Source organism: Pseudomonas nicosulfuronedens (assembly GCF_005877905.1).
GTDB classification, from domain to species: Bacteria; Pseudomonadota; Gammaproteobacteria; order Pseudomonadales; family Pseudomonadaceae; genus Pseudomonas; species Pseudomonas nicosulfuronedens.
In genome coordinates, this window is record NZ_SWDV01000025.1 from 70,690 (window position 1) to 91,519 (window position 20,830).

The window sequence follows — 20,830 nt, forward strand, 5'->3', positions numbered from 1 at the left end:
CTCGCCGCCTGGCGGGCCGGACGCGCTGCGGCTTGCGGCGCGGGGCTTTAGCTCATAGAATATGCGGCCTTTCGGGCTATGTGCCCGAGGGCTGCATTTCTTTTTTGCAAGCAAACCATAGGAACAACGTACGCATGGTAACCATTCGTCTGGCTCGTGGCGGCTCCAAGAAGCGCCCGTTCTATCACCTGACCGTGACCAACAGCCGCAACGCTCGTGACGGCCGTTTCGTCGAGCGCGTCGGCTTCTTCAACCCCGTCGCCACTGGCGCTGAGCTCAAGTTCTCGGTCAACCAGGAGCGTCTGAACTACTGGCTGAGCCAAGGCGCTCAACCGTCTGAGCGTGTTGCTCAGCTGATCAAGGAAGCCGCCAAGGCTGCCTGAGATCGATGAACACGAATCCTGCTCCCGCCGAGGAGATGGTTGTTCTCGGCAAGATCGTATCGGTGCACGGTATTCGTGGTGAGGTGAAGGTGTATTCCTTTACCGATCCGTTGGACAACCTGCTGGACTATCGCCGCTGGACGCTCAAGCGTGGCAACGAGGTTCGACAGGCTGAACTGGTACAAGGTCGTGTGCAGGGCAATGTCCTGGTCGCGAAGCTGAAGGGACTGGATGATCGCGAGATCGCCCGCACCTTCGCTGAATTCGAAATCCTGGTCCCGCGCAGCGAGCTGCCGGTGCTTGACGATGGCGAGTTCTACTGGAGCCAGTTGGAAGGTCTCAAGGTGATCGACCAGAACGGGCAACTGTTCGGGATTCTCGACCACATGCTGGAGACCGGCGCCAACGATGTGATGGTAGTCAAGCCCTGCGCAGGCAGCCTGGACGACCGTGAACGCCTGCTCCCGTATACGGATCAGTGTGTGCAATCGGTAGACCTGGAAGCCGGCGAGATGCGGGTGGACTGGGACGCGGACTTCTAACCCATGTGGATTGGAGTCATTAGCATCTTTCCGGAGATGTTTCGCGCCATCAGTGACTATGGCATCACGAGTCGCGCGGTCAAGCAGGAGCTGATCCAGCTTCAGTGCTTCAACCCGCGAAGCAACACCGAGGACCGTCACCAGACGGTGGACGACCGGCCTTTCGGCGGTGGTCCCGGCATGGTGATGAAAATCAAGCCGCTCGAAGGCGCACTGGGCGATGCCCGGCAAGCTGCAGGCGGACCGGTGAAGGTGATCTACCTCTCACCGCAAGGTCGCAAGCTGACGCAGGCGGCCGTGAAAGAACTGGCGAATGAGGAACGTTTGATCCTGATCGCCGGGCGTTACGAAGGCATCGACGAGCGCTTCATTGAAGAGCATGTCGATGAGGAATGGTCAGTTGGCGATTATGTCCTGTCCGGGGGTGAGCTTCCGGCCATGGTGCTGATTGACGCGGTCACGCGGTTGTTGCCCGGTGCACTGGGCCACGTGGACTCCGCCGAGGAGGACTCCTTCACGGATGGCCTGCTCGACTGTCCGCACTACACCCGACCTGAGGTGTACGCAGACAAACGTGTTCCTGAGGTGCTGCTCAGCGGCAACCACGAACACATCCGGCGCTGGCGTTTGCAGCAGTCCTTAGGCAGGACCTGGGAACGACGTGCCGATCTTCTGGATTGCCGCTCGCTTTCTGGAGAAGAGAAAAAGCTGCTGGAGGAATACATCCGCCAGCGGAACGATAGTTAACGTATCGATGGCGAGCGCCGAGCGCTTGTCTTAGGAGCACGAAATGACCAACAAGATCATTCAGCAGATCGAAGCTGAACAGATGAGCAAAGAGATTCCGGCGTTCGCCCCCGGCGACACCGTAATCGTCCAGGTTAAAGTGAAGGAAGGCGACCGTCAGCGTCTGCAGGCCTTCGAAGGCGTTGTCATCGGCAAGCGTAACCGCGGCCTGAACAGTGCTTTCACCGTTCGCAAGATCTCCAACGGCGTAGGCGTAGAGCGTACCTTCCAGACCTACAGCCCGCTGGTTGACAGCATCAGCGTCAAGCGTCGCGGCGACGTGCGCAAGGCCAAGCTGTACTACCTCCGCGAACTGTCCGGCAAGGCAGCTCGTATCAAGGAAAAACTGGCCTAATCCGCCGGTTGTTCCCGAAAAAAGCAGCCCATGGGCTGCTTTTTTCTTGCCTGGCGTTTTTTGACCGTTGGTCCGGCGCCTTTATCTGCCCCGGCAGCGCATTAGAAGTACAACACCCGCAGCACCGGCAGCCACCCTCATTGCATCAGGTAGCAGTGGCATGAGCCCCAGAGAGCAGGAAATCCTCCGCCGCACGGAGCTTTCCGAAACCCGCGTGACCAAGGCGATCTTTCCGCCGACCACCAATCATCACAACACCCTGTTCGGCGGTACCGCGCTGGCCTGGATGGACGAAGTTTCGTTCATCGCCGCGACGCGATTCTGCCGTCTGCCGCTGGTGACCGTGTCCACCGACCGCATCGACTTCAAGCACCCGATTCCCGCGGGTTCCATCGTCGAGCTGATCGGCCGGGTGGTGAAGGTCGGCAACACCAGCCTCAAGGTCGAGGTGGAAGTGTTCGTCGAGAGCATGTCTGCCGACGGCCGAGAGAAGGCCATCCACGGGCTGTTCAGCTTCGTCGCCATCGATGACGAGAAGCGCCCTGTGCCGGTCCTGCCCGGCTTCGAGGCCTGAAACGCAAGAAGGCGCCCGTGGGCGCCTTCTTGCTTCATGCCTGTCTGCTTTCTGTAGGAGAACGCCTCAATGGCGCAGGCTGATCTTCAGCGACGCCTGGGACAGGTCGATGTTCTGCAGGCTGAGGCTGCCCATGCTCTGTGTCTTGGGCGCTCCGGCGACGCGAATGTTGTCGAAGCGTACCTCGCCGATGGAGCTGGGCAGGCGCACGTTGATCGAGCCATCCGGGTTCAGGGACGAGGAGGCGTGCGCGGTGTCGTACTGCACGTCATGCAGCGAGGTCTCGGCATCGAGGCTGTCGACCACCGGCATCACCAGTCGCGACAGTTGCTTGATGGCGCCAACGCCATCGCCGCTCTCGGCGCTGACCAGCAGGCTCTGCAGGGTGTCATCGAAACCCTGGGCGCTGACGTCGCTCATCTCGCGGTCGCTCAGCGGCTTCAAACCCTTTGGCGCTTCGTGGCGGGTGATGCTCGTCGGCGCCTGGCGCTGCACGTCGGCGCTGGCCAGTTGGAACGGGCTGAGCAGGGCGGCGACCAGTGTTGCCGCGAGGCGCAGGTTGTTCTGCTTCTTCAGCGCGCGGCCGAGTTGGCGCTCGCTGATCCAGCCCTGCTGGATCAGGGTTTCGCCCAGACGCAGTCCGTTGGTGAGCTGGAGCTGGATGGCCTTGTCCAGCTGGTGGGAAGTGATCAGGCCCTTGCTGACAAGGATCTGGCCGAGGCGGGAGTTCTGTTGACTAGGCATGGCGTGGGCTTCGTGGGGCGCAATGATGGCGTGATGCAATCATTGTCTTTCAGACACATTCTGTCACCAGTCTTAAGATAGGCAGACATGGCCGGTCGTCAGGTTGTTGCGGCCCGCGCCGTTTCGTTCGTACTCGCCGCGTTTGCCGGGGCTTCCTCGATGAGCGAAATCACCGTCCAGCCCGTGTCAGGCGCCAGTGGGCGTTCGGGGGTCGCGACACGCAGGCGGCCGTTCGGGTCCTTGGCGAACAGCAGTAGCGCTCGGCCTTCGTGCAGGGCCTGGTAGTCCTCCCAACCGAAGTTCTCGCTGAGCAGTGTCGAGCGGATCTCAGCGCCGCGTGCGATCAGCCCGGCCATCTGCGGATAGGTGATCGGCGACTGGCCCAGCGGGCGGCCGCGATGACGGTCGCTGACCCGATGCTTCTCGCTGCGGCGGCTGTCCTGGCTGCTGGGCAGGATGAAGCGCTGGCGGGGATTGAACTCGTGGCGGAAGCTCATGCACATCAGTGCGTTCAGTTCGGCGTTGGGCGACAGGGCCAGCAGGCGTCCCAGGCCGATCAGATCCAGGTGCGCCTCGGCGTGCTGTGAGGCCGGGTTGCCGAAGTAGGTGGGCAGATTGTCCATGCGCGCGGCGCGGGTGTTCTCCCAGCTCGAATCGGTGAGCAATACCTCCACTCCGGCGTTCTGCAGGCCGGTGCCGATGGCGCGGGCTACCGGGTTGGCGCCGATGATCAGGAAGCCGGTAGGTACCGGCTCGGCCACCTTCAGCAGGCGCGCCAGCGGCCGCGCCGTGGCGCTCTGCAGGATCACGGTGCCGATGATTACCAGGAAGGTCAGTGGCACGAGTACGCCGGCCTGGGCATGGCCGGCTTCCTGCAGGCGGATGGCGAAGATCGCCGAGACCGCCGCGGCAACGATGCCCCGTGGCGCGATCCAGCTCAGCAGCGCCCGTTCGCGCCAGTTGAGCGAGGAGCCGGCGGTGGCAATCGCGACGTTCAGTGGCCGCGCGACGAACTGGATCAGTGCCAATACCAGCAGGGCGATCGGCCCCAGGCCGAGCAGGGCCGGTAAGTCCAGGCGCGCGGCAAGCAGCACGAACAGGCCGGAAATCAGCAGGACGCTGAGGTTCTCCTTGAAGTGCAGGATGTGCCGCACATCGACGCCCTGCATATTGGCCATGCGCAGGCCCATCACCGTGACGGCGAGCAGGCCTGACTCGGACATCACGGTGTTGGATAGCACGAATACGCCGAGGACAACCGACAGGGAGGCCAGGTTGTGCAGGTAGTCCGGCAGCCAGTGGCGGCGCAGCGCGACCCCCAGCGCCTGGCCGCCGACCAGGCCGAAGAGGGTGCCGCAGCCGATTACGCTGATGAAGGTCAGCAGGCTGTCCGTCCAGCCCGAGCCTGCGTCGCTGGCGGCGATGAAGGTGTAGACCACCACGGCGAGGATGGCGCCGATGGGGTCGATGACGATGCCTTCCCAGCGCAGGATGTTGGCGATGGTGGCGTTGGGGCGTACCACGCGCAGCATCGGCACGATCACCGTGGGGCCGGTGACCAGGGTCAGGGTGCCGAACAGCAGCGCCATTTCCCAGGTGAAGTCCAGCAGGTAGTGGGTCGCCAGGGCGATCACACCCCAGGTGACCAGGGCGCCAATGGTCACCATGCGGCGTACCACGGTGCCGATTTCCTTCCACTCGTCCAGGTGCAGCGTCAGGCTGCCCTCGAACAGCACCAGTGCCACCGCCAGGGAGACCACGGGGAACAGCAGTGGGCCGAACAGGGCTTCGGGTGACAGTACGTGCAGGACCGGGCCGACCAGGATGCCGCTCAACAGCAGGAAGAGAATCGCCGGCAGACGCAGGCGCCAGGCCAGCCATTGGCTGAGGAGCGCGGCGAGGCCGATACCGGCGAAGGCGTAGTAGGTACTGTGTTCGTCCATGGACCGTCCGGAGGTTGTGCAGGAGTGGTGAGGGGATGGTGTCTATGAAAGACTACCGGCGACACATTGTCCTTTGCCATGGCTACAGATGACTCCGGTTCCGCATTTCCTGATCGATCGCTTTCTCGATGCCCTCTGGTTGGAAAAGGGGCTTTCCGACAATACGCGCAGTGCCTATGGCAGCGATCTCGCCCTGTTCAACGGCTGGCTGGACCCACGCGGCGTGGCGCTGGAGGCGGCAGGTCGCGATGTGATTCTCGACCACCTCGCCTGGCGCCTGGGCGAAGGCTACAAGGCCCGCTCCACGGCGCGATTCCTTTCCGGACTGCGGGGCTTCTACCGCTACTGTCTGCGCGAAGGCCTGATTGCCGAAGACCCGACCTTGCTGGTGGAGTTGCCGCAATTGGGCAAGCCGCTGCCCAAGTCGCTTTCCGAGTCGGATGTGGAAGCGCTGTTGGCGGCGCCAGAAACGGATGATCCGCTTGGCCTGCGTGACCGCACCATGCTGGAGGTGCTCTATGCCTGCGGGTTGCGCGTGAGCGAGCTGGTCGGCCTGACCCTGGAGCAGGTGAACCTGCGTCAGGGCGTGGTGCGCGTGCTCGGCAAGGGCAGCAAGGAGCGCCTGGTGCCGCTGGGCGAGGAGGCGATCCGCTGGATCGAGCGCTACGTGCACGAGGCGCGGGGCGACTTGCTGGCTGGCCGCCCCAGTGACGTACTGTTCCCCAGTCTGCGTGGCGAGCAGATGACCCGCCAGACCTTCTGGCACCGCATCAAGCTTCATGCGAAGGTCGCCGGCATCGGCAAGAGCCTGTCGCCGCACACTTTGCGCCACGCCTTCGCCACCCATCTGCTCAACCACGGCGCTGACCTGCGCGTGGTGCAGATGCTGCTTGGGCACAGCGATCTCTCTACCACGCAGATCTACACGCATATCGCCCGTGCCCGCCTGCAGGACCTGCATGCCCAGCACCACCCGCGTGGGTGAGCTTCGCTGCGCCGCTAGACATCCTTCGAATTGTGCGGCTTCACGCCAGTGTTCAGCGTGATCTTGTAGGAGCGAGCTTGCTCGCGAACCGGCTTGGGCGATGAGGCATCAAGCGCTTCGCGAGCAAGCTCGCTCCTACAGCAAAGCCACAGACGCAGGAAAATACCTGGAAGCTTCCGGCTACAGCCTTTGGCTCCGTCTTGCCGGCCCGGTGTGGTAGTCTTCGCCGACTGACATCAGGAGTTTTCCATGCGTTTGTCTCGACTTCTGGCTGGTATGGCCCTTGGCCTCGCCAGCACCTTCGCCCTGGCTGCCGAGCCGGACCAGGCGATCCGCACCACCCTGCAGTCCCTGCAGCCTGACCTGCCCATCGAGAACATCTCAAAGGGTCCCTTGGAAGGCATCTACCAGGTGCAGCTCAAGGGCGGTCGCATCCTCTACGCCAGCGCTGACGGCCAGTTCGTCGTGCAGGGCAACATCTATCAGGTAAAAGACGGCAAGCCGACCAACCTGACCGAGAAGGCCGAGAGCGCCGGCGTGGCCAAGACCATCAATGCCATTCCCGCCAAGGATATGGTGGTGTTCCCGGCCAAGGGCGAGACCAAGGCGCACATCACCGTCTTCACCGACACCACTTGCCCCTATTGCCAGAAAATGCACGCTGAAGTGCCGGAGCTGCAGAAGCGCGGCATCGAAGTGCGCTACCTGGCCTTCCCGCGCCAGGGCCCGAACTCGCCGGGCGACCAGCAGCTGCAGGCCGTGTGGTGCTCCAAGGACCGCCAGGCGGCGATGACCGACATGTTCCATGAGAAGGAAGTGAAGGCCGCCAAGTGCGAGAACCCGGTGGATGCGCAGTTCGCCCTGGGCCAGATGGTCGGTGTGCAAGGCACCCCGGCAGTGATCCTCGCCGACGGCACCATGCTGCCGGGCTACCAGCCAGCCGGCCAGATCGCCAAGCTGGCGCTGGAAGCCAAGTAAGCCGCGGCTTGCGCTCTGATTGACTAATGCGGAACCGCTTCGTAATGTTCGGTTCCTTTTGACTAGGGAACAGGCAGTCCGCCTGTTCTGACATGGTGCCTGCCCCCATGCCCGCTTCGTTGCGGGCATCGGCGTCTCAGGCGCCCCGATGCTGTAATCATGGGGAGTTTCAGCGTGAATCCGGTGAAAGTGGGAATCTGTGGGTTGGGGACCGTCGGTGGCGGTACCTTCAATGTACTCAAACGCAACGCCGAGGAGATTGCCCGCCGTGCCGGGCGTGGTATCGAGGTTGCGCAGATTGCCGCCCGTCGCCCCAATCCGAAGTGTGAAACCGGCAGTACCCCCATTACTGCCGACATCTTCGACGTGGCGAACAACCCGGAAATCGACGTGGTCATCGAACTGATCGGCGGCTACACCCTGGCCCACGAACTGGTGCTCAAGGCCATCGAAAACGGCAAGCACGTGGTCACCGCCAACAAGGCGCTGATCGCCGTGCACGGCAACGAGATCTTCGCCAAGGCCCGCGAGAAGGGCGTCATCGTCGCCTTCGAAGCCGCCGTGGCCGGTGGCATCCCGGTGATCAAGGCGATCCGCGAGGGCCTGGCTGCCAACCGCATCAACTGGCTGGCCGGCATCATCAACGGCACCGGCAACTTCATCCTCACTGAAATGCGTGAGAAGGGCCGTGCCTTCGCCGACGTGCTCAAGGAAGCCCAGGCGCTGGGTTATGCCGAGGCCGATCCGACCTTCGACGTTGAAGGCATCGACGCCGCGCACAAACTGACTATCCTGGCGTCCATTGCCTTTGGCATCCCGCTGCAGTTCGACAAGGCCTACACCGAAGGCATCACCCAGCTGACCACTGCGGACGTGAACTACGCCGAGGCGCTGGGCTACCGCATCAAGCACCTGGGCGTCGCCCGCCGTACCGACAAGGGTATCGAGCTGCGCGTCCACCCAACCCTGATCCCGGCCGACCGCCTGATCGCCAATGTGAACGGCGTGATGAACGCGGTCATGGTCAACGGCGATGCCGCCGGTTCCACGCTGTTCTACGGCGCTGGCGCTGGCATGGAGCCCACCGCTTCCTCGGTGGTCGCCGACCTGGTGGACGTGGTTCGCGCCACGACTGCCGATCCGGAGAACCGCGTGCCGCACCTGGCCTTCCAGCCGGACTCGCTCTCCGACCACCCGATCCTGCCGATCGACGCCTGCGAAAGCGCCTACTACCTGCGCATCCAGGCCAAGGACCACCCGGGCGTACTGGCCCAGGTGGCGACCATCCTCTCCGAGCGCGGCATCAACATCGAATCGATCATGCAGATGGAAGTCGAAGAGCATGACGGTCTGGTGCCGATGATTCTGGTTACCCACCGCGTGCTCGAGTCCCGCATCATCGAAGCCATCGCCGCGCTGGAAGCGCTGGATGACGTCGTCGGCAATGTCGTACGCATCCGCGTCGAACAACTGAACTGAATCGAACGCGGCGGCGCCTGCGCGCCGCCGCCAACCCGAAGGTTTCACACCATGCGTTACATCAGTACCCGCGGCCAGGCGCCCGCGCTGAACTTCGAAGACGTGTTGCTGGCTGGCCTGGCCAGTGACGGCGGCCTCTACGTGCCGGAAAACCTGCCGCGCTTCACCGTCGAGGAGATCGCCTCCTGGGCCGGCCTGCCTTACCACGAGCTGGCCTTCCGCGTGATGCGCCCGTTCGTCGCCGGCAGCATCTCCGACGCCGACTTCAAGAAGATCCTCGAGGAGACCTACGGTGTCTTCGCCCACAACGCCGTGGCGCCGCTGCGTCAGCTCAACGGCAATGAGTGGGTGCTGGAGCTGTTCCACGGCCCGACCCTGGCCTTCAAGGACTTCGCCCTGCAACTGCTCGGCCGCCTGCTCGACCACGTGCTGACCAAGCGCGGCGAGCGCGTGGTGATCATGGGCGCCACCTCCGGCGACACCGGTTCGGCCGCCATCGAAGGCTGCAAGGCCTGCGAGAACGTCGACATCTTCATCATGCACCCGCACAACCGTGTGTCCGAGGTGCAGCGCCGTCAGATGACCACCATCCTCGGCGAGAACATCCACAACATCGCCATCGAAGGCAACTTCGACGACTGCCAGGAGATGGTCAAGGCCAGCTTCGCTGACCAGGGCTTCCTGAAGGGTACTCGCCTGGTGGCGGTGAACTCGATCAACTGGGCGCGGATCATGGCCCAGATCGTCTACTACTTCCACGCCGCCCTGCAGCTCGGCGCACCGGCCCGTTCCGTGGCCTTCTCGGTGCCCACCGGCAACTTCGGCGACATCTTCGCCGGCTACCTGGCGCGCAACATGGGTCTGCCGGTCAGCCAACTGATCGTCGCAACCAACCGCAACGACATCCTGCACCGCTTCATGTCCGGCAATCGCTACGACAAGGACACCCTGCACGCATCGCTGTCGCCGTCCATGGACATCATGGTTTCGTCCAACTTCGAGCGCCTGCTGTTCGACCTGCATGGCCGCAACGGCAAGGCCGTCGCCGAGCTGATGGACAACTTCAAGGCCACCGGCAAGCTGGCTGTCGAGGATGACCGCTGGACCGAAGCCCGCCGCCTGTTCGATTCCCTGGCGGTGAGCGACGAGGAAACCTGCGAGACCATCGCTCAGGTCTTCGCCGAGTCGGGCGAGCTGCTGGACCCGCACACCGCCATCGGCGTGCGCGCCGCTCGCGAGTGCCGCCGCAGCCTGTCCGTGCCCATGGTCACCCTGGGTACTGCGCATCCGGTCAAGTTCCCGGAAGCCGTGGAGAAGGCGGGTATCGAGGCCGTTCCGGCACTGCCGGCGCACCTGACCGACCTGTTCCAGCGTGAAGAGCGTTGCACGGTGCTGCCCAACGAACTGGCCAAGGTCCAGGCCTTCGTCAGCGCCCACGGCAACCGCGGCAAACCGCTCTAAGGCGCGCTCAGCTGTCCGAACAAGCCCGCCTCTTGGCGGGCTTTTTCATGCCCGAGATTCAGGGGTGTGAAACATCGCGTCATGACCAACGGTACTGAAACCGGCGAACTTTATCGCCGATCGTGCGGTCTTTTCCCTGTGTTTTTCATTTCGCAACAAGGAGATACGCATGGACCGGCTGAGCGCCCTGCTGACCGAGACCTTCGCTCCCTACGCTCCCTCCCTGGGCCCGGCACGCCCCGACGGTGGCCGTATTCTGACCCTCACCAACGACGATGGAGATGTGGTGCTGCGGCGCGTCATCGAAGGCCAGCACCTGGCTGACCATGGGCAGAGCGAGGAGGCGGTGCAGACCATCCGCCGCGACCTGCTGATCTCCGAAGGCCGCATGGAGGACGATGTCGTTTCCCAGTTGCGCCAGCGTGCTCAGGTGCTGAGCTACGGCACCTGATCGACCTTGCAAGGAAAGCGCCGCCCAATGGGCGGCGTTTTCGTTTCCGGGCTCTACAACTTGCCCAGGTACTTCAGGCGCGAGCGGATGCCGCCGGTGGAGCGGCCGTGTTCGCGGGCAATGGCGGTGATGGACTCGCCGGCCACGAAGCGTTGCAACAGTGCCTGTTCCTCTTCCGGCTGCCAGGGTTTGCCCGCCTGTTGAGGCGGCGTACGAGGCTTGGGAGCGGGCGTTTCGAGGGCGCGGATGGCATGGAAGAGGGCGCGGATGACTTCCGGTGTCTGGCAGGGATCATCGACGGCCAGTGGCGCGTCGTGGCGTGGATCGATGCCTTGGGCGAGCTTGCGCAGCACGGTGAGGGAATCGGCGAAGTGATCGGCGTTCATGTTGGCTCTCCCTTTGGATGTCCGCCGATGCTTGGTGAGCGTTGTTGCGCTGTCTATCGGCTGAATCGGGAGAGGCGGAAGAAACGGCGGAGGAGGGCTGGCTGATTGTAGGAGCGAGCTTGCTCGCGAATGGATTTCCCTTCAGCGCCGCCGTTGGAGGTGGTTCGTGAGCAAGCTCGCTCCTACAAACGGCATGCTTGTCCGTGCCCAAGAAAAACGGCCCCGAAGGGCCGTTTCTCATCGCAGCGAAAGGATCAGCCGCCAAGGTATGCGTCGCGCACCTTGGGGTTCACCAGCAGGTTGGCGCCGGTGTCCTGCATGACGATGCGACCGTTCTCCAGTACATAGCCGCGGTCGGCGAGCTTGAGCGCCTGGTTGGCGTTCTGCTCGACGAGGAAGACGGTCACGCCTTCCTGCCGCAGTTGTTCGACGATGTCGAAGATCTGCTGGATGATGATCGGCGCCAGCCCCAGCGACGGCTCGTCGAGCAGCAGCAGCTTGGGCTTGCTCATCAGCGCCCGGCCGATGGCGAGCATCTGCTGTTCGCCGCCGGACATGGTGCCGCCGCGCTGGTTGAAGCGTTCCTTCAGGCGCGGGAAGAGCGCCAGGACCTTGTCCATCTGTTCCTGGTAGTCACCCTTGCTGGTGAAGAAGCCGCCCATGGCGAGGTTCTCCTCCACGGTCAGGCGGGCGAACACGCGGCGGCCTTCGGGCACGACGGCGATGCTCTTGCGCATGATCACGGAGGATTCCTTGCCGACCAGTTCTTCACCCATGTAGGTGATGCTGCCGGAGGAGGCGCGCGGCGAGCCGCACAGGGTCATCAGCAGGGTCGACTTGCCGGCGCCGTTGGCGCCGATCAGGGTGACGATTTCGCCCTGCTGCACTTCCATGCTGACGTCGTGCAACGCCTGGATCTTGCCGTAGAAGGTGGAAACCTTGTCGAACTTCAACATGACTCAGGACTCCCCCAGATAGGCTTTGATCACATCCGGGTTGCCGCGGATTTCCTCCGGGGTGCCATCCGCGAGGGGGGTACCCTGGTTGATCACGTAGATGTGGTCGGAAATGCTCATCACCAGCTTCATGTCGTGCTCGATGAGCAGGACGGTGACGCCGTGCTCGGAGCGCAGCATGGCGATCAGCGCCTTGAGGTCCTCGGTTTCCCGTGGGTTCAGGCCGGCCGCCGGCTCGTCCAGCATCAGCAGCTGCGGACGGGTCATCATGCAGCGGGCGATCTCCAGGCGGCGCTGCTGGCCGTAGGCGAGGGTGCCTGCCGGGCGGTTGGCGATGTCCTTGAGGTTGACGATTTCCAGCCAGTGCGAGGCGTAGTCCAGGGCCTCGGCTTCCGCGCGACGGAAGGACGGGGTCTTGAGCAGACCGGCGAGGAAGTTGGTGTTGATGTGCCGGTGTTGGGCCACCAGCAGGTTCTCCACCGCGGTCATCTCCTTGAACAGGCGCACGTTCTGGAAGGTCCGCACTACGCCCTTGTGGGCGATCTTGTGGCCCGGGAGGCCCTGGATGGGCTCGCCGCGCAGGAGGATCTCGCCGCCGGTGGGCGCGTAGAAGCCGGTCAGGCAGTTGAACACGGTGGTCTTGCCGGCGCCGTTCGGGCCGATCATCGAGATCACCTGTTTTTCCTGGACCTTCAGCGCCACGTTGTTGACGGCCAGCAACCCGCCGAAGCGCATGGTGAGGCCGGCTACTTCAAGAATCGGTCGGCTCATTTTCGCAACTCCAGGTGCGGGCGCTGCATGGGCAGGAGCCCCTGCGGACGCCAGATCATCATCAGCACCATGAGGGCGCCGAACATCAGCATGCGGTACTCGCTGAACTCACGCATCAGTTCGGGCAGCAGGATCATCACCACGGCCGCCAGGATGACGCCGAGCTGGGAACCCATGCCACCCAGCACCACGATGGCGAGGATGATGGCCGATTCGATGAAGGTGAACGACTCCGGCGTGACCAGGCCCTGGCGCGCGGCGAAGAAGCTGCCGGCGAACCCGGCGAAGCAGGCACCGAGGGTGAAGGCGGAGAGCTTGATCAGCGTCGGGTTAAGACCCAGCGCGCGGCAGGCGATCTCGTCTTCGCGCAGGGCTTCCCAGGCGCGGCCCAGGGGCATGCGCAGCAGACGGTTGATCACGAACAGCACCAGCAGGACCAGCAGTAGCGCAACCAGATAGAGGAAGACGACCTTGTAGTTCGAGTTGTAGGCGATGCCGAAGAACTCGTGGAAGGTCTGCATGCCCTCGGGGGCGCGGCGCTCGAAGGTCAGGCCGAACAAGGTCGGCTTGTCGATGTTGCTGATGCCGTTGGGGCCGCCGGTGAGCTCGGTCATGTTGCGCAGCAGGATGCGGATGATCTCGCCGAAGCCCAGGGTCACGATGGCGAGGTAGTCCCCGCGCAACCTCAACACCGGGAAGCCGAGGATGAAGCCGAAGAACGCGGCCATCAGGCCGGCGATCGGCAGGCACACCCAGAAGCCCAGGCCGTAGTAGTGCGACAGCAGCGCATAGCTGTAGGCGCCCACGGCGTAGAAGCCCACGTAGCCGAGGTCGAGCAGGCCAGCCAGGCCCACCACGATGTTCAGGCCCAGGCCCAGCAGCACGTAGATCAGGATCAGGGTGGCGATGTCCACCGCGCCGCGCGAGCCGAAGAACGGCCAGGCGAGGGCGACGACGATCAGGCCCATGATGATCTTGCGCTGCACGGAGGCATGGGTCAGGCGTTCGGCCAACTTGGTGTGCGGATGCGACAAGGCTTGCTTAACGCTGCCGCCGAAGGCGAAGCGGTCACGCACCAGTTGCCAGACGAACATCAGCACGGCGCAGGCGGCGATGGTCCACAGGCGCGCGGGGCTGACGTTCTCCAGTTGCAGGCCGATGCCGATCACGCTGAGCTTCACGCCCAGCACCGGATAGGCGACGGCCATCACCAGCAGGGCGCTGAAGAATGCGGTCTTGAGTTTCTGGCTCATACCTTTTCCACCTCCGGGCGACCGAGCAGGCCAGTGGGGCGGAAGAGCAGGACGAGTACCAGCAGGGTGAAGGCCACCACGTCCTTGTACTGGTCACCGAACACGTCGGCGCCGAAGGCTTCGGCAACACCCAGCACCAGCCCGCCGAGCATGGCGCCCGGAATGCTGCCGATGCCGCCCAGCACCGCGGCGGTGAACGCCTTGATGCCGGCGAGGAAGCCGATGTGCGGGTTGATCACGCCGTATTGCAGGCCCAGCAGCACCGCGGCCACGGCGGCCAGGGTGGCGCCGATGACGAAGGTCAGGGCGATGATGTTGTTGGTGTTGATGCCCAGCAGGTTGGCCATCTTCAGATCCTCCGCACAGGCGCGGCAGGCGCGGCCCAGGCGGGAGCGGGAAATGAACATGGACAGGCCGTACATGGTCAGCAGGGTGACGATGAAGATCAGCACCTGCATGTACGAGATAGTCACGCCGGTCATCTCGTCCGCGCCGATGATGAAGTTGCCCGGCAGCAGGTTGGGGATTGCCTTGTCCTTGGAATCCTGGGCCAGCAGGACCTCGTTCTGCAGGAAGATCGACATGCCGATCGCGGAGATCAGCGGAATCAGCCGGTTGCTTCCACGCAGGGGCCGATAGGCGATCCGTTCGATGCTGTAGCCGTAGGCGCTGGTGACGATGACCGCCGCGGCGAAGGTGCAGATGATAACGACAGGGAGACTAACGATCCCCATCATGGCCAGCCCCGTGATCACGATGAAGGCCACGTACGAGCCAATCATGTACACCTCGCCATGGGCGAAGTTGATCATGCCGATGATGCCGTAGACCATGGTGTAGCCGATGGCGATCAGGGCATAGGTGCTGCCGACGGTGAGGCCGTTGATCAGCTGTTGCAGGTAGTGATAGAGCTCAGGCATTACCTAACTCCTCGGGCGTCGCGTGAAGCGGCGCTTGTGGCGCGACGGACCCCCGGAATACTCGGATAAACAAAGCCCACTGCTGTGGGCAGTGGGCTTTGTGTGGCGGCGGGTGGCTTACTTGGCTTCGGTCTTGGTGCCGTCCTTGTGCCACTGGTAGACCACGAAGTTGAAGTTCTTCAGGTCGCCCTTCTCGTCGAAGGCCAGGTCACCGGTCGGGGTCGCGAAGGTGTTGGAGCGCAGCGCGGCGGCTACCTTGTCGGTGTCCTCGCTGCCGGCTTTCTTGATGCCTTCGGCGATAACCTGGACGGCGGCGTAGGCCGGGAACACGAACGGACCGCTCGGGTCTTCGTTCTTGGCCTTGAAGGCGTCAACCAGAGCCTGGTTCTTCGGATCCTGGTCGAAGGACTTCGGCAGGGTCACGTACAGGCCTTCGGAAGCCGGGCCGGCGATGGCGGAGATCTCTTTGTTACCCACGCCTTCCGGGCCCATGAAGCCGACTTTCAGGCCTTTCTCGGAAGCCTGGCGCAGGATCAGGCCCAGCTCCGGGTGGTAGCCGCCGTAGTAGACGAAGTCGACCTTGGCCTGCTTGAGCTTGGCGATCATCGCGGAGAAGTCCTTGTCGCCGGCGTTGATGCCTTCGAACAGGGCGACCTTGATGCCAGCGTCTTCCAGGGTTTTCTTCACGGCAGTGGCGATGCCTTCGCCGTACTGCTGCTTGTCGTGGATCACGGCCACGGTCTTGGGCTTGATGTGCTCGGCGATGAACTTGCCGGCGGTCGGGCCCTGCAGGCTGTCCAGACCGATGGTGCGGAAGATCAGCTTGTAGCCACGGGAGGTGATGTCCGGGCTGGTGGAAGCGGCGGTGATCATCATCACGCCTTCGTCTTCGTAGATGTCCGAAGCCGGTTGAGTGGAGCTGGAGCACAGGTGGCCAACGACGAACTTGACGCCATCGTTGACGATCTTGTTGGCAACGGCCACGGCTTGTTTCGGATCGCAAGCGTCGTCGTAGACCACGCCTTCGAGTTGCTTGCCGTCGACGCCGCCGGCCTTGTTGATCTGCTCAATGGCCATCTTCGCGCCAATGAACTGCATCTCCCCATACTGGGCGACTGCGCCGGTCACCGGGCCGGCCAGAGCAATCTTGATGGTGTCGGCGGCCATGGAGAAGCTGGCAACGCCGGCCAGGGCCATGGCGGTGAACAGCTGGGAAAGACGCTGAGTACCCTTTTTCATAATGCTCCACTCTTCTTGTGTTTTCGTTTTTGTAGTCCTGGTTGCCAGCGGCTCACCGGACCGGGATTGCCCCGGACAGACCCACCGGCAACTGTACCGGTACAGTGTAGAGTGCCGCCGGACCGCTTGAAAAGCGGGTGGCGGGCAGCCGATCGTGGGCATGTCGCAAGATTGAAACAAACGTACAGAAAAACGGCGCTGTATGACTTCTCCTTGTGGGTTTCCGTCACCAGCGAAAACGCCGTCCGAACCTTGCCTGGCGCGGTCCCGGCGCTATCATGGCGCCGTTCGTTTACCAGGTGAGATTCATGACTGAACAAGCTAGCACCCTCTATGCCAAGTTGCTTGGCGAAACCGCGAAGATTTCCTGGCAGGAGCTTGCGCCCTTCTTCGCCCGCGGCAACCTGCTTAAGGTCGCGGCTTGCGCCGATCTGGTGGAGGTCGCGATGGGCGTGGCCGAGGACGATCGGACGAAGGTCGCCGCCTGGCTGGCCAGTGGTGATCTGAGCAAGGTCGACGAGAAGTTGGCGCAGGATTTTCACGACCGTGACCCGGAGCTCTGGGCGGTGGTGATCGCACCCTGGGTGCTGGTTCAAGAAAGAGTTCGAAAAGAGTCCGTGCACTGACCCAGGGCGATTTCCAATTCGAAAAGGCCGGCTAGACTGTCTGGATTCCACTGAAGGAGATTCGCCATGTTCGAACCGGGCCATCTGCATCTCCAGTCTCTACCGGGGCTGGGGCAGCAGGAGATCGACGCTCACATCAACTATGAAGTTCGCAAGGATGTGGAAAAGGGCACCATTGTCCACTTCGTCATGAAAGGCGAGATCGACGGCAATGCCTTCACTGAAGAGTGGGACATGCCCAAGGAGCAGGCCTTCAACTTTGCCAGCGATGCCACCCGCATTGCGCAGAAGCATGGCCTGCACCCGCGGTTCGGCTCGATGGTGCGCAACCATAAAGAGTACGACGCGATGTTCGAGGACATCCGTCAGAAGCTCGGCACCCAGCCTGGCGACCCCATCGACCTGGACAAGGTGATCCACGGCGATTCGTAAGCGACGTATTCAATGAAAAGCCCGGCCATGTGCCGGGCTTTTTGTTGCGTTCTGTTTCCACTCGAACCCGTCGAGCTTTTTTGTAGGAGCGGACCTTGTCCGCGATGGATCCCGACTGTTGGACAGCGGTCATACCGGCTGCGCCGGAGATCGCGGAGAAGCTCCGCTCCTACCGGTTCAATGGCTCACCCAGCGCTGCCGTGCCCAGGCGCTCAGGCTATCGACGCAAAGCACCAGGAGCAGCATGGCGATGATCACCGTGGCCGCCTGGGCCTGCTGGAACAGGCTGAGGCTGAAATACAGCATCTGCCCCAGGCCGCCCGCGCCAACGAAGCCGAGCACGCTGGCCATGCGGATGTTGTTCTCCCAGCGATAGAGCATGTACGCCACCAGCTGCGGCCAGACTGCCGGAAGGGTGCCGTAGGCGAAGGCGGCGACGCGCCCGCCACCGGCCAGGCGTACGGCCTCTGCTGGGGCAGTAGGGGTGTTCTCCAGCGCTTCGGCGAACAGTCGGCCGAGCACGCCGCCGGTGTGCAACGCCAGTGCGAGCGTGCCGGCGTTCGGGCCGAGCCCGGCGGCCAGTACCATCAGCGCGCCCCATACCAGCTCCGGGACCGCGCGCAGGGCATTGAGCAGCAAGCGCGACAGGCTTTGTGCAATGCGTCCGAAGCGCCCGGCCGCCGGCAACGCCAGCAGCATCCCCAGCAGCGCCGCGAGCAGCGTGCCGATGGCGGACATGGCCAGGGTTTCGAGGGCGCCGCGCCCGACTGCCGTGAGGTGTGTTGCACTCAGGTCCGGCGAGAGAAAGTCGCGGCCGTAGTCGAGCATCTGGCCGAGGCCCCGGGCGTCGAACAGCCCGCCGGTGTCCATCTCCAGGTAGGCGAAGGATGCGCCGACGGCGAGCAGGATCAGCAGCAGCCAGCCCAGGCTGCGCAGCAGGCCGGTCATTCGAGTCTCCCGCGCAGGAAACGGCTGAGCAGGTCGGCGCCCAGCACCAGCGCCAGGAAGGTCAGCAGGATGCTCGCCACTTCACCGCCGGCGAACATGCGCAGTGACAGGTCGATCTGCTGGCCGAGGCCGCCGGCGCCGACGAAGCCCATCACCACCGAAGCGCGGATGGCACACTCCCAGCGGTAGACGGTGTAGGAGATCAGTTCCGCTGCCGCCGAGGGCAGCACGCCGTAGGCGAAGGCCTGCAGCCGCGAACCGCCGCCCAGCAGAAGGGCGCGGGTCGGGCGCGGGTCCACCGATTCGAAGATTTCCGCGTAGACCTTGCCGAGCATGCCGCCGTAGGTGATGGCGATAGCCAGCACGCCGGCAGTAGGGCCCAGGCCCACCGCACGGACGAACAGCAACGCCCAGACGATTTCCGGCACGCTGCGCAGCACGATCAGCAGGCCGCGCACCGGCCAGCGTAGCGCGCGCGCCCACCACGCCGGCAGGCCGCCACGGGGCAGGGCGGAGATTGACAGCGCGCGGGTTGCCAGCAGGGCGGCGGGGAAGGCGATCAGCCAGGCCAGGGCCATGCCGGCAGTGGCGATGGCCAGGGTTTCCAGGGTGGCGCGGGCGAGAAGGGCGAGGAATTCCTCGTCATGGGCTGGCGGCCAGAAGCCGCCGAGAAAGTTGACCATGGTCCGTGCGTTGTCGCCGCTGAACAGGCCGGCGATATCCAGCTCGGACAGGCGCAGGCCGGGCCACAGCAATAGGAGGGCGAACAGGGTCAGCAGCAGACGCGGCAACGCCGCCGGGTCGCGGGGCGGGCGCTTGGAGAGTGCTGGGTTCAGCATCGCGGAATCTGCACCACCACCGGTTTGCCCACCGGCGAGGACGCGTCCTGCTGGCCGAGCTGCTCGTTGGCGTAGAGGGCGCGCAAGTCCTCGGGAGTGACGTTCTCCGCCGCCTTGTCGAAGGCGATACGGCCGTCGCGCACGCCGACGATGCGCGGGAAATGCTCCAGCGCCAGGTCCACCGCGTGCAGGCTGGCTAGCAGCGTCACGCCACGGTTCTGCGCTTCACGGGTGAGCACGCCGAGGGTGTGGCCGGCGAGCACCGGGTCCATGGCCGAGACGGGTTCATCCGCCAGCAGCAGCTCGGCCTGCTGGTACAGCGCGCGGGCAATGCCGACGCGTTGCAGCTGGCCGCCGGAAAGCTGGTCGCAGCGCTCGAACAGCTTGTCGCCCAGGTCCAGACGCTGCAGTTCGCTGCGGGCGCCGGTGCTGTCGACGGGGTAGAGCAGGCTGGCCAGGCTTTTCCACAGCGGCCACTGGCCGAGACGGCCGGCGAGCACGGCGGTGACCACTCGCTGGCGCGGTGGCAGCGGTGGAGCCTGGTGCACCAGAGCAATGCGTGAACGCAGACGCTGTCGCGCGGAACTGCTTAGTGCCCAGGGCCGGGTGCCGAGCAGGTCGAAACTACCGGAAGCGGGTTTCAGTGCGGTGGCGAGGATGCGCAGCAGGGTGGTCTTGCCGGCACCCGACGGGCCGATGATCGCCACCCGTTCACCGGCATCGACGCTGAGGTCGATGCCGGCGAGCGAGCGCTGGCCGTTGGCGTGGATGTGCTCCATGCCGGTCAGTTTCAGGGTCACTTCAGCAGGCCGGCGGCGCGTGCCGATTCCTCGATGCCCTTGTAGTTGTCAGGCTGGGTCTCGATGAAGCGGCTTGCCGCCTGGAGGTCGAGAATTTCCTTGTCGCGCGGCTTGCTCGGGTCGAGGGCGAGGAAGGCCTTCTTGATCTTCTCGGCCAGGGCCGGATCGAGGTTGCCGCGCACGGTCCAGTTGTAGTCGTAGTAGGTCGGCGTAGTCGCGAAGACCTTCACCTTGTTGGTGTCGACCTTGCCGCTGTCCACCAGCTTCTGCCAGACAGAGGCATTCAGCACGCCAGCGTCGACCTTGCCGGCCTGAACCCAGGCGACGGTGGCGTCGTGGGCGCCGGAGTAGGCCACGCGGGAGAAGAACTGCTCGGGCACCACCCCGTCCTTCTGCATGAAGTAGCGCGGCATCAGGCTGCCGGAGGTGGACGATACCGAGCCAAAGGCGAAGGTCTTGCCCTTGAGGTCCTGGATCGATTTCACGTTCGGGTCGGCGGTGATGAATTTGCTGGTGAACTGCTGGTCCTGCTCGCGCTGCACCAGCGGGATGGCGTTGCCGGTCTTCAGGCGCGCCTGGACGAAGGTGAAGCCGCCCAGCCAGGCCATGTCGAGGCGATCCGAAGCCAGTGCCTCGACCACGCCGGCATAGTCGGATACCGGGATGAACTTCACCGGCATGCCCAGTTGCTCTTCCAGATAGGCGCCCAGTGGCTTGAACTTGCGCAGCAGTTCGGTGGGGGCTTCGTCGGGAATGGCAGAGACTTTCAGTTCTTTCGGGGTGTCTGCGTGGGCGAAAACAGCGGACAGGGACAGGGCAAAACCGGCGGCGAGCGCCAGGGTGCGTTTGAGCATGGGGAGAGTTCTCCGGGTCAATGGCGGAAAAAACTCCGGGAGTATAGTGGCGGCGCGCCTGTTTGGCTGCCGTCCCGCTATCGAAAGCAACGCCGGCCGGGCCAACGTTGCGCCTGCTAGAATGC

At 63.9% G+C, this 20,830-nt stretch carries 24 protein-coding genes; 12 read left to right on the plus strand and 12 right to left on the minus strand.

All coding sequences use genetic code 11. The annotated features are described in order from the left end of the window. Nucleotides 1-134: 134 nt before the first annotated feature. The 5 genes from rpsP to FAS41_RS19270 all read left to right on the plus strand — a co-directional run bounded on the left by rpsP (nt 135) and on the right by FAS41_RS19270 (nt 2,640). Entirely contained in the window at nt 135-383 is a 249-nt protein-coding gene (gene rpsP / locus FAS41_RS19250; protein WP_081515913.1) for a 30S ribosomal protein S16, read from the plus strand. A gap of 5 nt (nt 384-388) precedes the next feature. Next, nucleotides 389-925, plus strand: a complete 537-nt coding sequence (gene rimM, locus FAS41_RS19255; RefSeq protein WP_045210464.1) for a ribosome maturation factor RimM — start codon at nt 389-391, stop codon at nt 923-925. 3 nt (nt 926-928) lie between these two features. Beyond that, complete coding sequence (gene trmD, locus FAS41_RS19260; protein ID WP_024766884.1) at nt 929-1,672, plus strand: tRNA (guanosine(37)-N1)-methyltransferase TrmD; 744 nt, start codon at nt 929-931, stop codon at nt 1,670-1,672. Between the two features lie 43 nt (nt 1,673-1,715). Further along, nucleotides 1,716-2,066: a 50S ribosomal protein L19 gene (gene rplS, locus FAS41_RS19265; RefSeq protein ID WP_017522234.1), complete on the plus strand. Its 351-nt coding sequence runs from the start codon at nt 1,716-1,718 to the stop codon at nt 2,064-2,066. 160 nt (nt 2,067-2,226) lie between these two features. After that, entirely contained in the window at nt 2,227-2,640 is a 414-nt protein-coding gene (locus FAS41_RS19270; RefSeq protein WP_026079396.1) for an acyl-CoA thioesterase, read from the plus strand. A gap of 66 nt (nt 2,641-2,706) precedes the next feature. Here FAS41_RS19270 and FAS41_RS19275 read toward each other — a convergent pair whose 3' ends face one another. Both FAS41_RS19275 and FAS41_RS19280 read right to left on the minus strand, forming a co-directional pair. Further along, nucleotides 2,707-3,384, minus strand: a complete 678-nt coding sequence (locus FAS41_RS19275) for a cyclic di-GMP-binding domain-containing protein, MshE-related (RefSeq protein WP_045210461.1) — start codon at nt 3,382-3,384, stop codon at nt 2,707-2,709. A 98-nt stretch (nt 3,385-3,482) separates the two neighbouring features. Beyond that, complete coding sequence (locus FAS41_RS19280; protein WP_138525057.1) at nt 3,483-5,327, minus strand: cation:proton antiporter; 1,845 nt, start codon at nt 5,325-5,327, stop codon at nt 3,483-3,485. 88 nt (nt 5,328-5,415) lie between these two features. Between FAS41_RS19280 and xerD the strand changes: the two genes are divergently transcribed. The 5 genes from xerD to FAS41_RS19305 all read left to right on the plus strand — a co-directional run bounded on the left by xerD (nt 5,416) and on the right by FAS41_RS19305 (nt 10,681). After that, entirely contained in the window at nt 5,416-6,312 is an 897-nt protein-coding gene (gene xerD / locus FAS41_RS19285) for a site-specific tyrosine recombinase XerD (RefSeq protein WP_138525059.1), read from the plus strand. 249 nt (nt 6,313-6,561) lie between these two features. Continuing rightward, nucleotides 6,562-7,290: a thioredoxin fold domain-containing protein gene (locus tag FAS41_RS19290; RefSeq protein ID WP_138525061.1), complete on the plus strand. Its 729-nt coding sequence runs from the start codon at nt 6,562-6,564 to the stop codon at nt 7,288-7,290. Between the two features lie 174 nt (nt 7,291-7,464). Beyond that, nucleotides 7,465-8,769 (plus strand): homoserine dehydrogenase, encoded by a 1,305-nt coding sequence (locus tag FAS41_RS19295; protein ID WP_138525062.1) that lies wholly within the window; start codon nt 7,465-7,467, stop codon nt 8,767-8,769. Between the two features lie 51 nt (nt 8,770-8,820). Continuing rightward, nucleotides 8,821-10,230 carry a threonine synthase gene (gene thrC / locus FAS41_RS19300; RefSeq protein WP_138525064.1) on the plus strand — a complete coding sequence of 470 codons (1,410 nt, stop codon included), beginning with the start codon at nt 8,821-8,823 and terminating at the stop codon, nt 10,228-10,230. A 169-nt stretch (nt 10,231-10,399) separates the two neighbouring features. Continuing rightward, nucleotides 10,400-10,681 carry a DUF3509 domain-containing protein gene (locus FAS41_RS19305; protein ID WP_017522226.1) on the plus strand — a complete coding sequence of 94 codons (282 nt, stop codon included), beginning with the start codon at nt 10,400-10,402 and terminating at the stop codon, nt 10,679-10,681. 53 nt (nt 10,682-10,734) lie between these two features. Here FAS41_RS19305 and FAS41_RS19310 read toward each other — a convergent pair whose 3' ends face one another. The 6 genes from FAS41_RS19310 to FAS41_RS19335 all read right to left on the minus strand — a co-directional run bounded on the left by FAS41_RS19310 (nt 10,735) and on the right by FAS41_RS19335 (nt 16,206). After that, nucleotides 10,735-11,067, minus strand: coding sequence for a sigma-70 family RNA polymerase sigma factor (locus FAS41_RS19310; RefSeq protein ID WP_138525065.1), 333 nt, complete (start codon nt 11,065-11,067; stop codon nt 10,735-10,737). Nucleotides 11,068-11,321: 254 nt separating this feature from the next. Continuing rightward, a complete protein-coding gene (locus FAS41_RS19315) occupies nt 11,322-12,023 on the minus strand; it encodes an ABC transporter ATP-binding protein (RefSeq protein WP_024766892.1) in 702 nt (233 codons plus the stop codon). Between the two features lie 3 nt (nt 12,024-12,026). Beyond that, nucleotides 12,027-12,794: a high-affinity branched-chain amino acid ABC transporter ATP-binding protein LivG gene (livG, locus tag FAS41_RS19320; RefSeq protein ID WP_045210453.1), complete on the minus strand. Its 768-nt coding sequence runs from the start codon at nt 12,792-12,794 to the stop codon at nt 12,027-12,029. Beyond that, nucleotides 12,791-14,047, minus strand: coding sequence for a high-affinity branched-chain amino acid ABC transporter permease LivM (locus FAS41_RS19325; RefSeq protein ID WP_138525066.1), 1,257 nt, complete (start codon nt 14,045-14,047; stop codon nt 12,791-12,793). Before FAS41_RS19325 ends, livG begins: the two co-directional genes overlap by 4 nt. Next, nucleotides 14,044-14,967 (minus strand): high-affinity branched-chain amino acid ABC transporter permease LivH, encoded by a 924-nt coding sequence (gene livH, locus FAS41_RS19330; protein WP_138525067.1) that lies wholly within the window; start codon nt 14,965-14,967, stop codon nt 14,044-14,046. Before livH ends, FAS41_RS19325 begins: the two co-directional genes overlap by 4 nt. 117 nt (nt 14,968-15,084) lie before the next feature. Then, a complete protein-coding gene (locus FAS41_RS19335) occupies nt 15,085-16,206 on the minus strand; it encodes a branched-chain amino acid ABC transporter substrate-binding protein (protein WP_045210450.1) in 1,122 nt (373 codons plus the stop codon). Nucleotides 16,207-16,514: 308 nt separating this feature from the next. Here FAS41_RS19335 and FAS41_RS19340 point away from each other — a divergent pair, with 308 nt between their 5' ends. After that, complete coding sequence (locus FAS41_RS19340; protein ID WP_081515892.1) at nt 16,515-16,832, plus strand: DUF2288 domain-containing protein; 318 nt, start codon at nt 16,515-16,517, stop codon at nt 16,830-16,832. 66 nt (nt 16,833-16,898) lie between these two features. After that, nucleotides 16,899-17,264, plus strand: coding sequence for a DUF5064 family protein (locus FAS41_RS19345; protein WP_024766898.1), 366 nt, complete (start codon nt 16,899-16,901; stop codon nt 17,262-17,264). 177 nt (nt 17,265-17,441) lie between these two features. On the opposite strand, the gene phnE is transcribed toward FAS41_RS19345, so the two are convergent. The 4 genes from phnE to FAS41_RS19365 are packed head-to-tail and all read right to left on the minus strand — an operon-like array spanning nt 17,442 to nt 20,705. Further along, nucleotides 17,442-18,212, minus strand: coding sequence for a phosphonate ABC transporter, permease protein PhnE (phnE, locus tag FAS41_RS19350; RefSeq protein ID WP_138525068.1), 771 nt, complete (start codon nt 18,210-18,212; stop codon nt 17,442-17,444). After that, nucleotides 18,209-19,051: a PhnE/PtxC family ABC transporter permease gene (locus FAS41_RS19355; protein ID WP_138525069.1), complete on the minus strand. Its 843-nt coding sequence runs from the start codon at nt 19,049-19,051 to the stop codon at nt 18,209-18,211. The genes phnE and FAS41_RS19355 overlap by 4 nt, the downstream gene beginning before the upstream one ends. After that, nucleotides 19,045-19,851: a phosphonate ABC transporter ATP-binding protein gene (locus tag FAS41_RS19360; protein WP_138525070.1), complete on the minus strand. Its 807-nt coding sequence runs from the start codon at nt 19,849-19,851 to the stop codon at nt 19,045-19,047. Before FAS41_RS19360 ends, FAS41_RS19355 begins: the two co-directional genes overlap by 7 nt. Then, nucleotides 19,848-20,705, minus strand: coding sequence for a putative selenate ABC transporter substrate-binding protein (locus FAS41_RS19365; RefSeq protein WP_054907404.1), 858 nt, complete (start codon nt 20,703-20,705; stop codon nt 19,848-19,850). Before FAS41_RS19365 ends, FAS41_RS19360 begins: the two co-directional genes overlap by 4 nt. Nucleotides 20,706-20,830: the final 125 nt, after the last annotated feature.

Coding starts and splice junctions, on each gene's coding strand:
- rpsP (WP_081515913.1), top strand. CDS start 135: ATGGTAACCATTCGTCTGGCTCGTGGCGGCTCCAAGAAGCGCCCGTTC.
- FAS41_RS19305 (WP_017522226.1), top strand. CDS start 10,400: ATGGACCGGCTGAGCGCCCTGCTGACCGAGACCTTCGCTCCCTACGCT.
- FAS41_RS19325 (WP_138525066.1), bottom strand. CDS start 14,047: ATGAGCCAGAAACTCAAGACCGCATTCTTCAGCGCCCTGCTGGTGATG.
- rplS (WP_017522234.1), top strand. CDS start 1,716: ATGACCAACAAGATCATTCAGCAGATCGAAGCTGAACAGATGAGCAAA.
- FAS41_RS19310 (WP_138525065.1), bottom strand. CDS start 11,067: ATGAACGCCGATCACTTCGCCGATTCCCTCACCGTGCTGCGCAAGCTC.
- livG (WP_045210453.1), bottom strand. CDS start 12,794: ATGAGCCGACCGATTCTTGAAGTAGCCGGCCTCACCATGCGCTTCGGC.
- FAS41_RS19290 (WP_138525061.1), top strand. CDS start 6,562: ATGCGTTTGTCTCGACTTCTGGCTGGTATGGCCCTTGGCCTCGCCAGC.
- livH (WP_138525067.1), bottom strand. CDS start 14,967: ATGCCTGAGCTCTATCACTACCTGCAACAGCTGATCAACGGCCTCACC.
- FAS41_RS19345 (WP_024766898.1), top strand. CDS start 16,899: ATGTTCGAACCGGGCCATCTGCATCTCCAGTCTCTACCGGGGCTGGGG.
- xerD (WP_138525059.1), top strand. CDS start 5,416: ATGACTCCGGTTCCGCATTTCCTGATCGATCGCTTTCTCGATGCCCTC.
- FAS41_RS19355 (WP_138525069.1), bottom strand. CDS start 19,051: ATGCTGAACCCAGCACTCTCCAAGCGCCCGCCCCGCGACCCGGCGGCG.
- FAS41_RS19315 (WP_024766892.1), bottom strand. CDS start 12,023: ATGTTGAAGTTCGACAAGGTTTCCACCTTCTACGGCAAGATCCAGGCG.
- thrC (WP_138525064.1), top strand. CDS start 8,821: ATGCGTTACATCAGTACCCGCGGCCAGGCGCCCGCGCTGAACTTCGAA.
- FAS41_RS19340 (WP_081515892.1), top strand. CDS start 16,515: ATGACTGAACAAGCTAGCACCCTCTATGCCAAGTTGCTTGGCGAAACC.
- FAS41_RS19280 (WP_138525057.1), bottom strand. CDS start 5,327: ATGGACGAACACAGTACCTACTACGCCTTCGCCGGTATCGGCCTCGCC.
- FAS41_RS19365 (WP_054907404.1), bottom strand. CDS start 20,705: ATGCTCAAACGCACCCTGGCGCTCGCCGCCGGTTTTGCCCTGTCCCTG.
- FAS41_RS19270 (WP_026079396.1), top strand. CDS start 2,227: ATGAGCCCCAGAGAGCAGGAAATCCTCCGCCGCACGGAGCTTTCCGAA.
- rimM (WP_045210464.1), top strand. CDS start 389: ATGAACACGAATCCTGCTCCCGCCGAGGAGATGGTTGTTCTCGGCAAG.
- trmD (WP_024766884.1), top strand. CDS start 929: ATGTGGATTGGAGTCATTAGCATCTTTCCGGAGATGTTTCGCGCCATC.
- FAS41_RS19275 (WP_045210461.1), bottom strand. CDS start 3,384: ATGCCTAGTCAACAGAACTCCCGCCTCGGCCAGATCCTTGTCAGCAAG.
- FAS41_RS19335 (WP_045210450.1), bottom strand. CDS start 16,206: ATGAAAAAGGGTACTCAGCGTCTTTCCCAGCTGTTCACCGCCATGGCC.
- phnE (WP_138525068.1), bottom strand. CDS start 18,212: ATGACCGGCCTGCTGCGCAGCCTGGGCTGGCTGCTGCTGATCCTGCTC.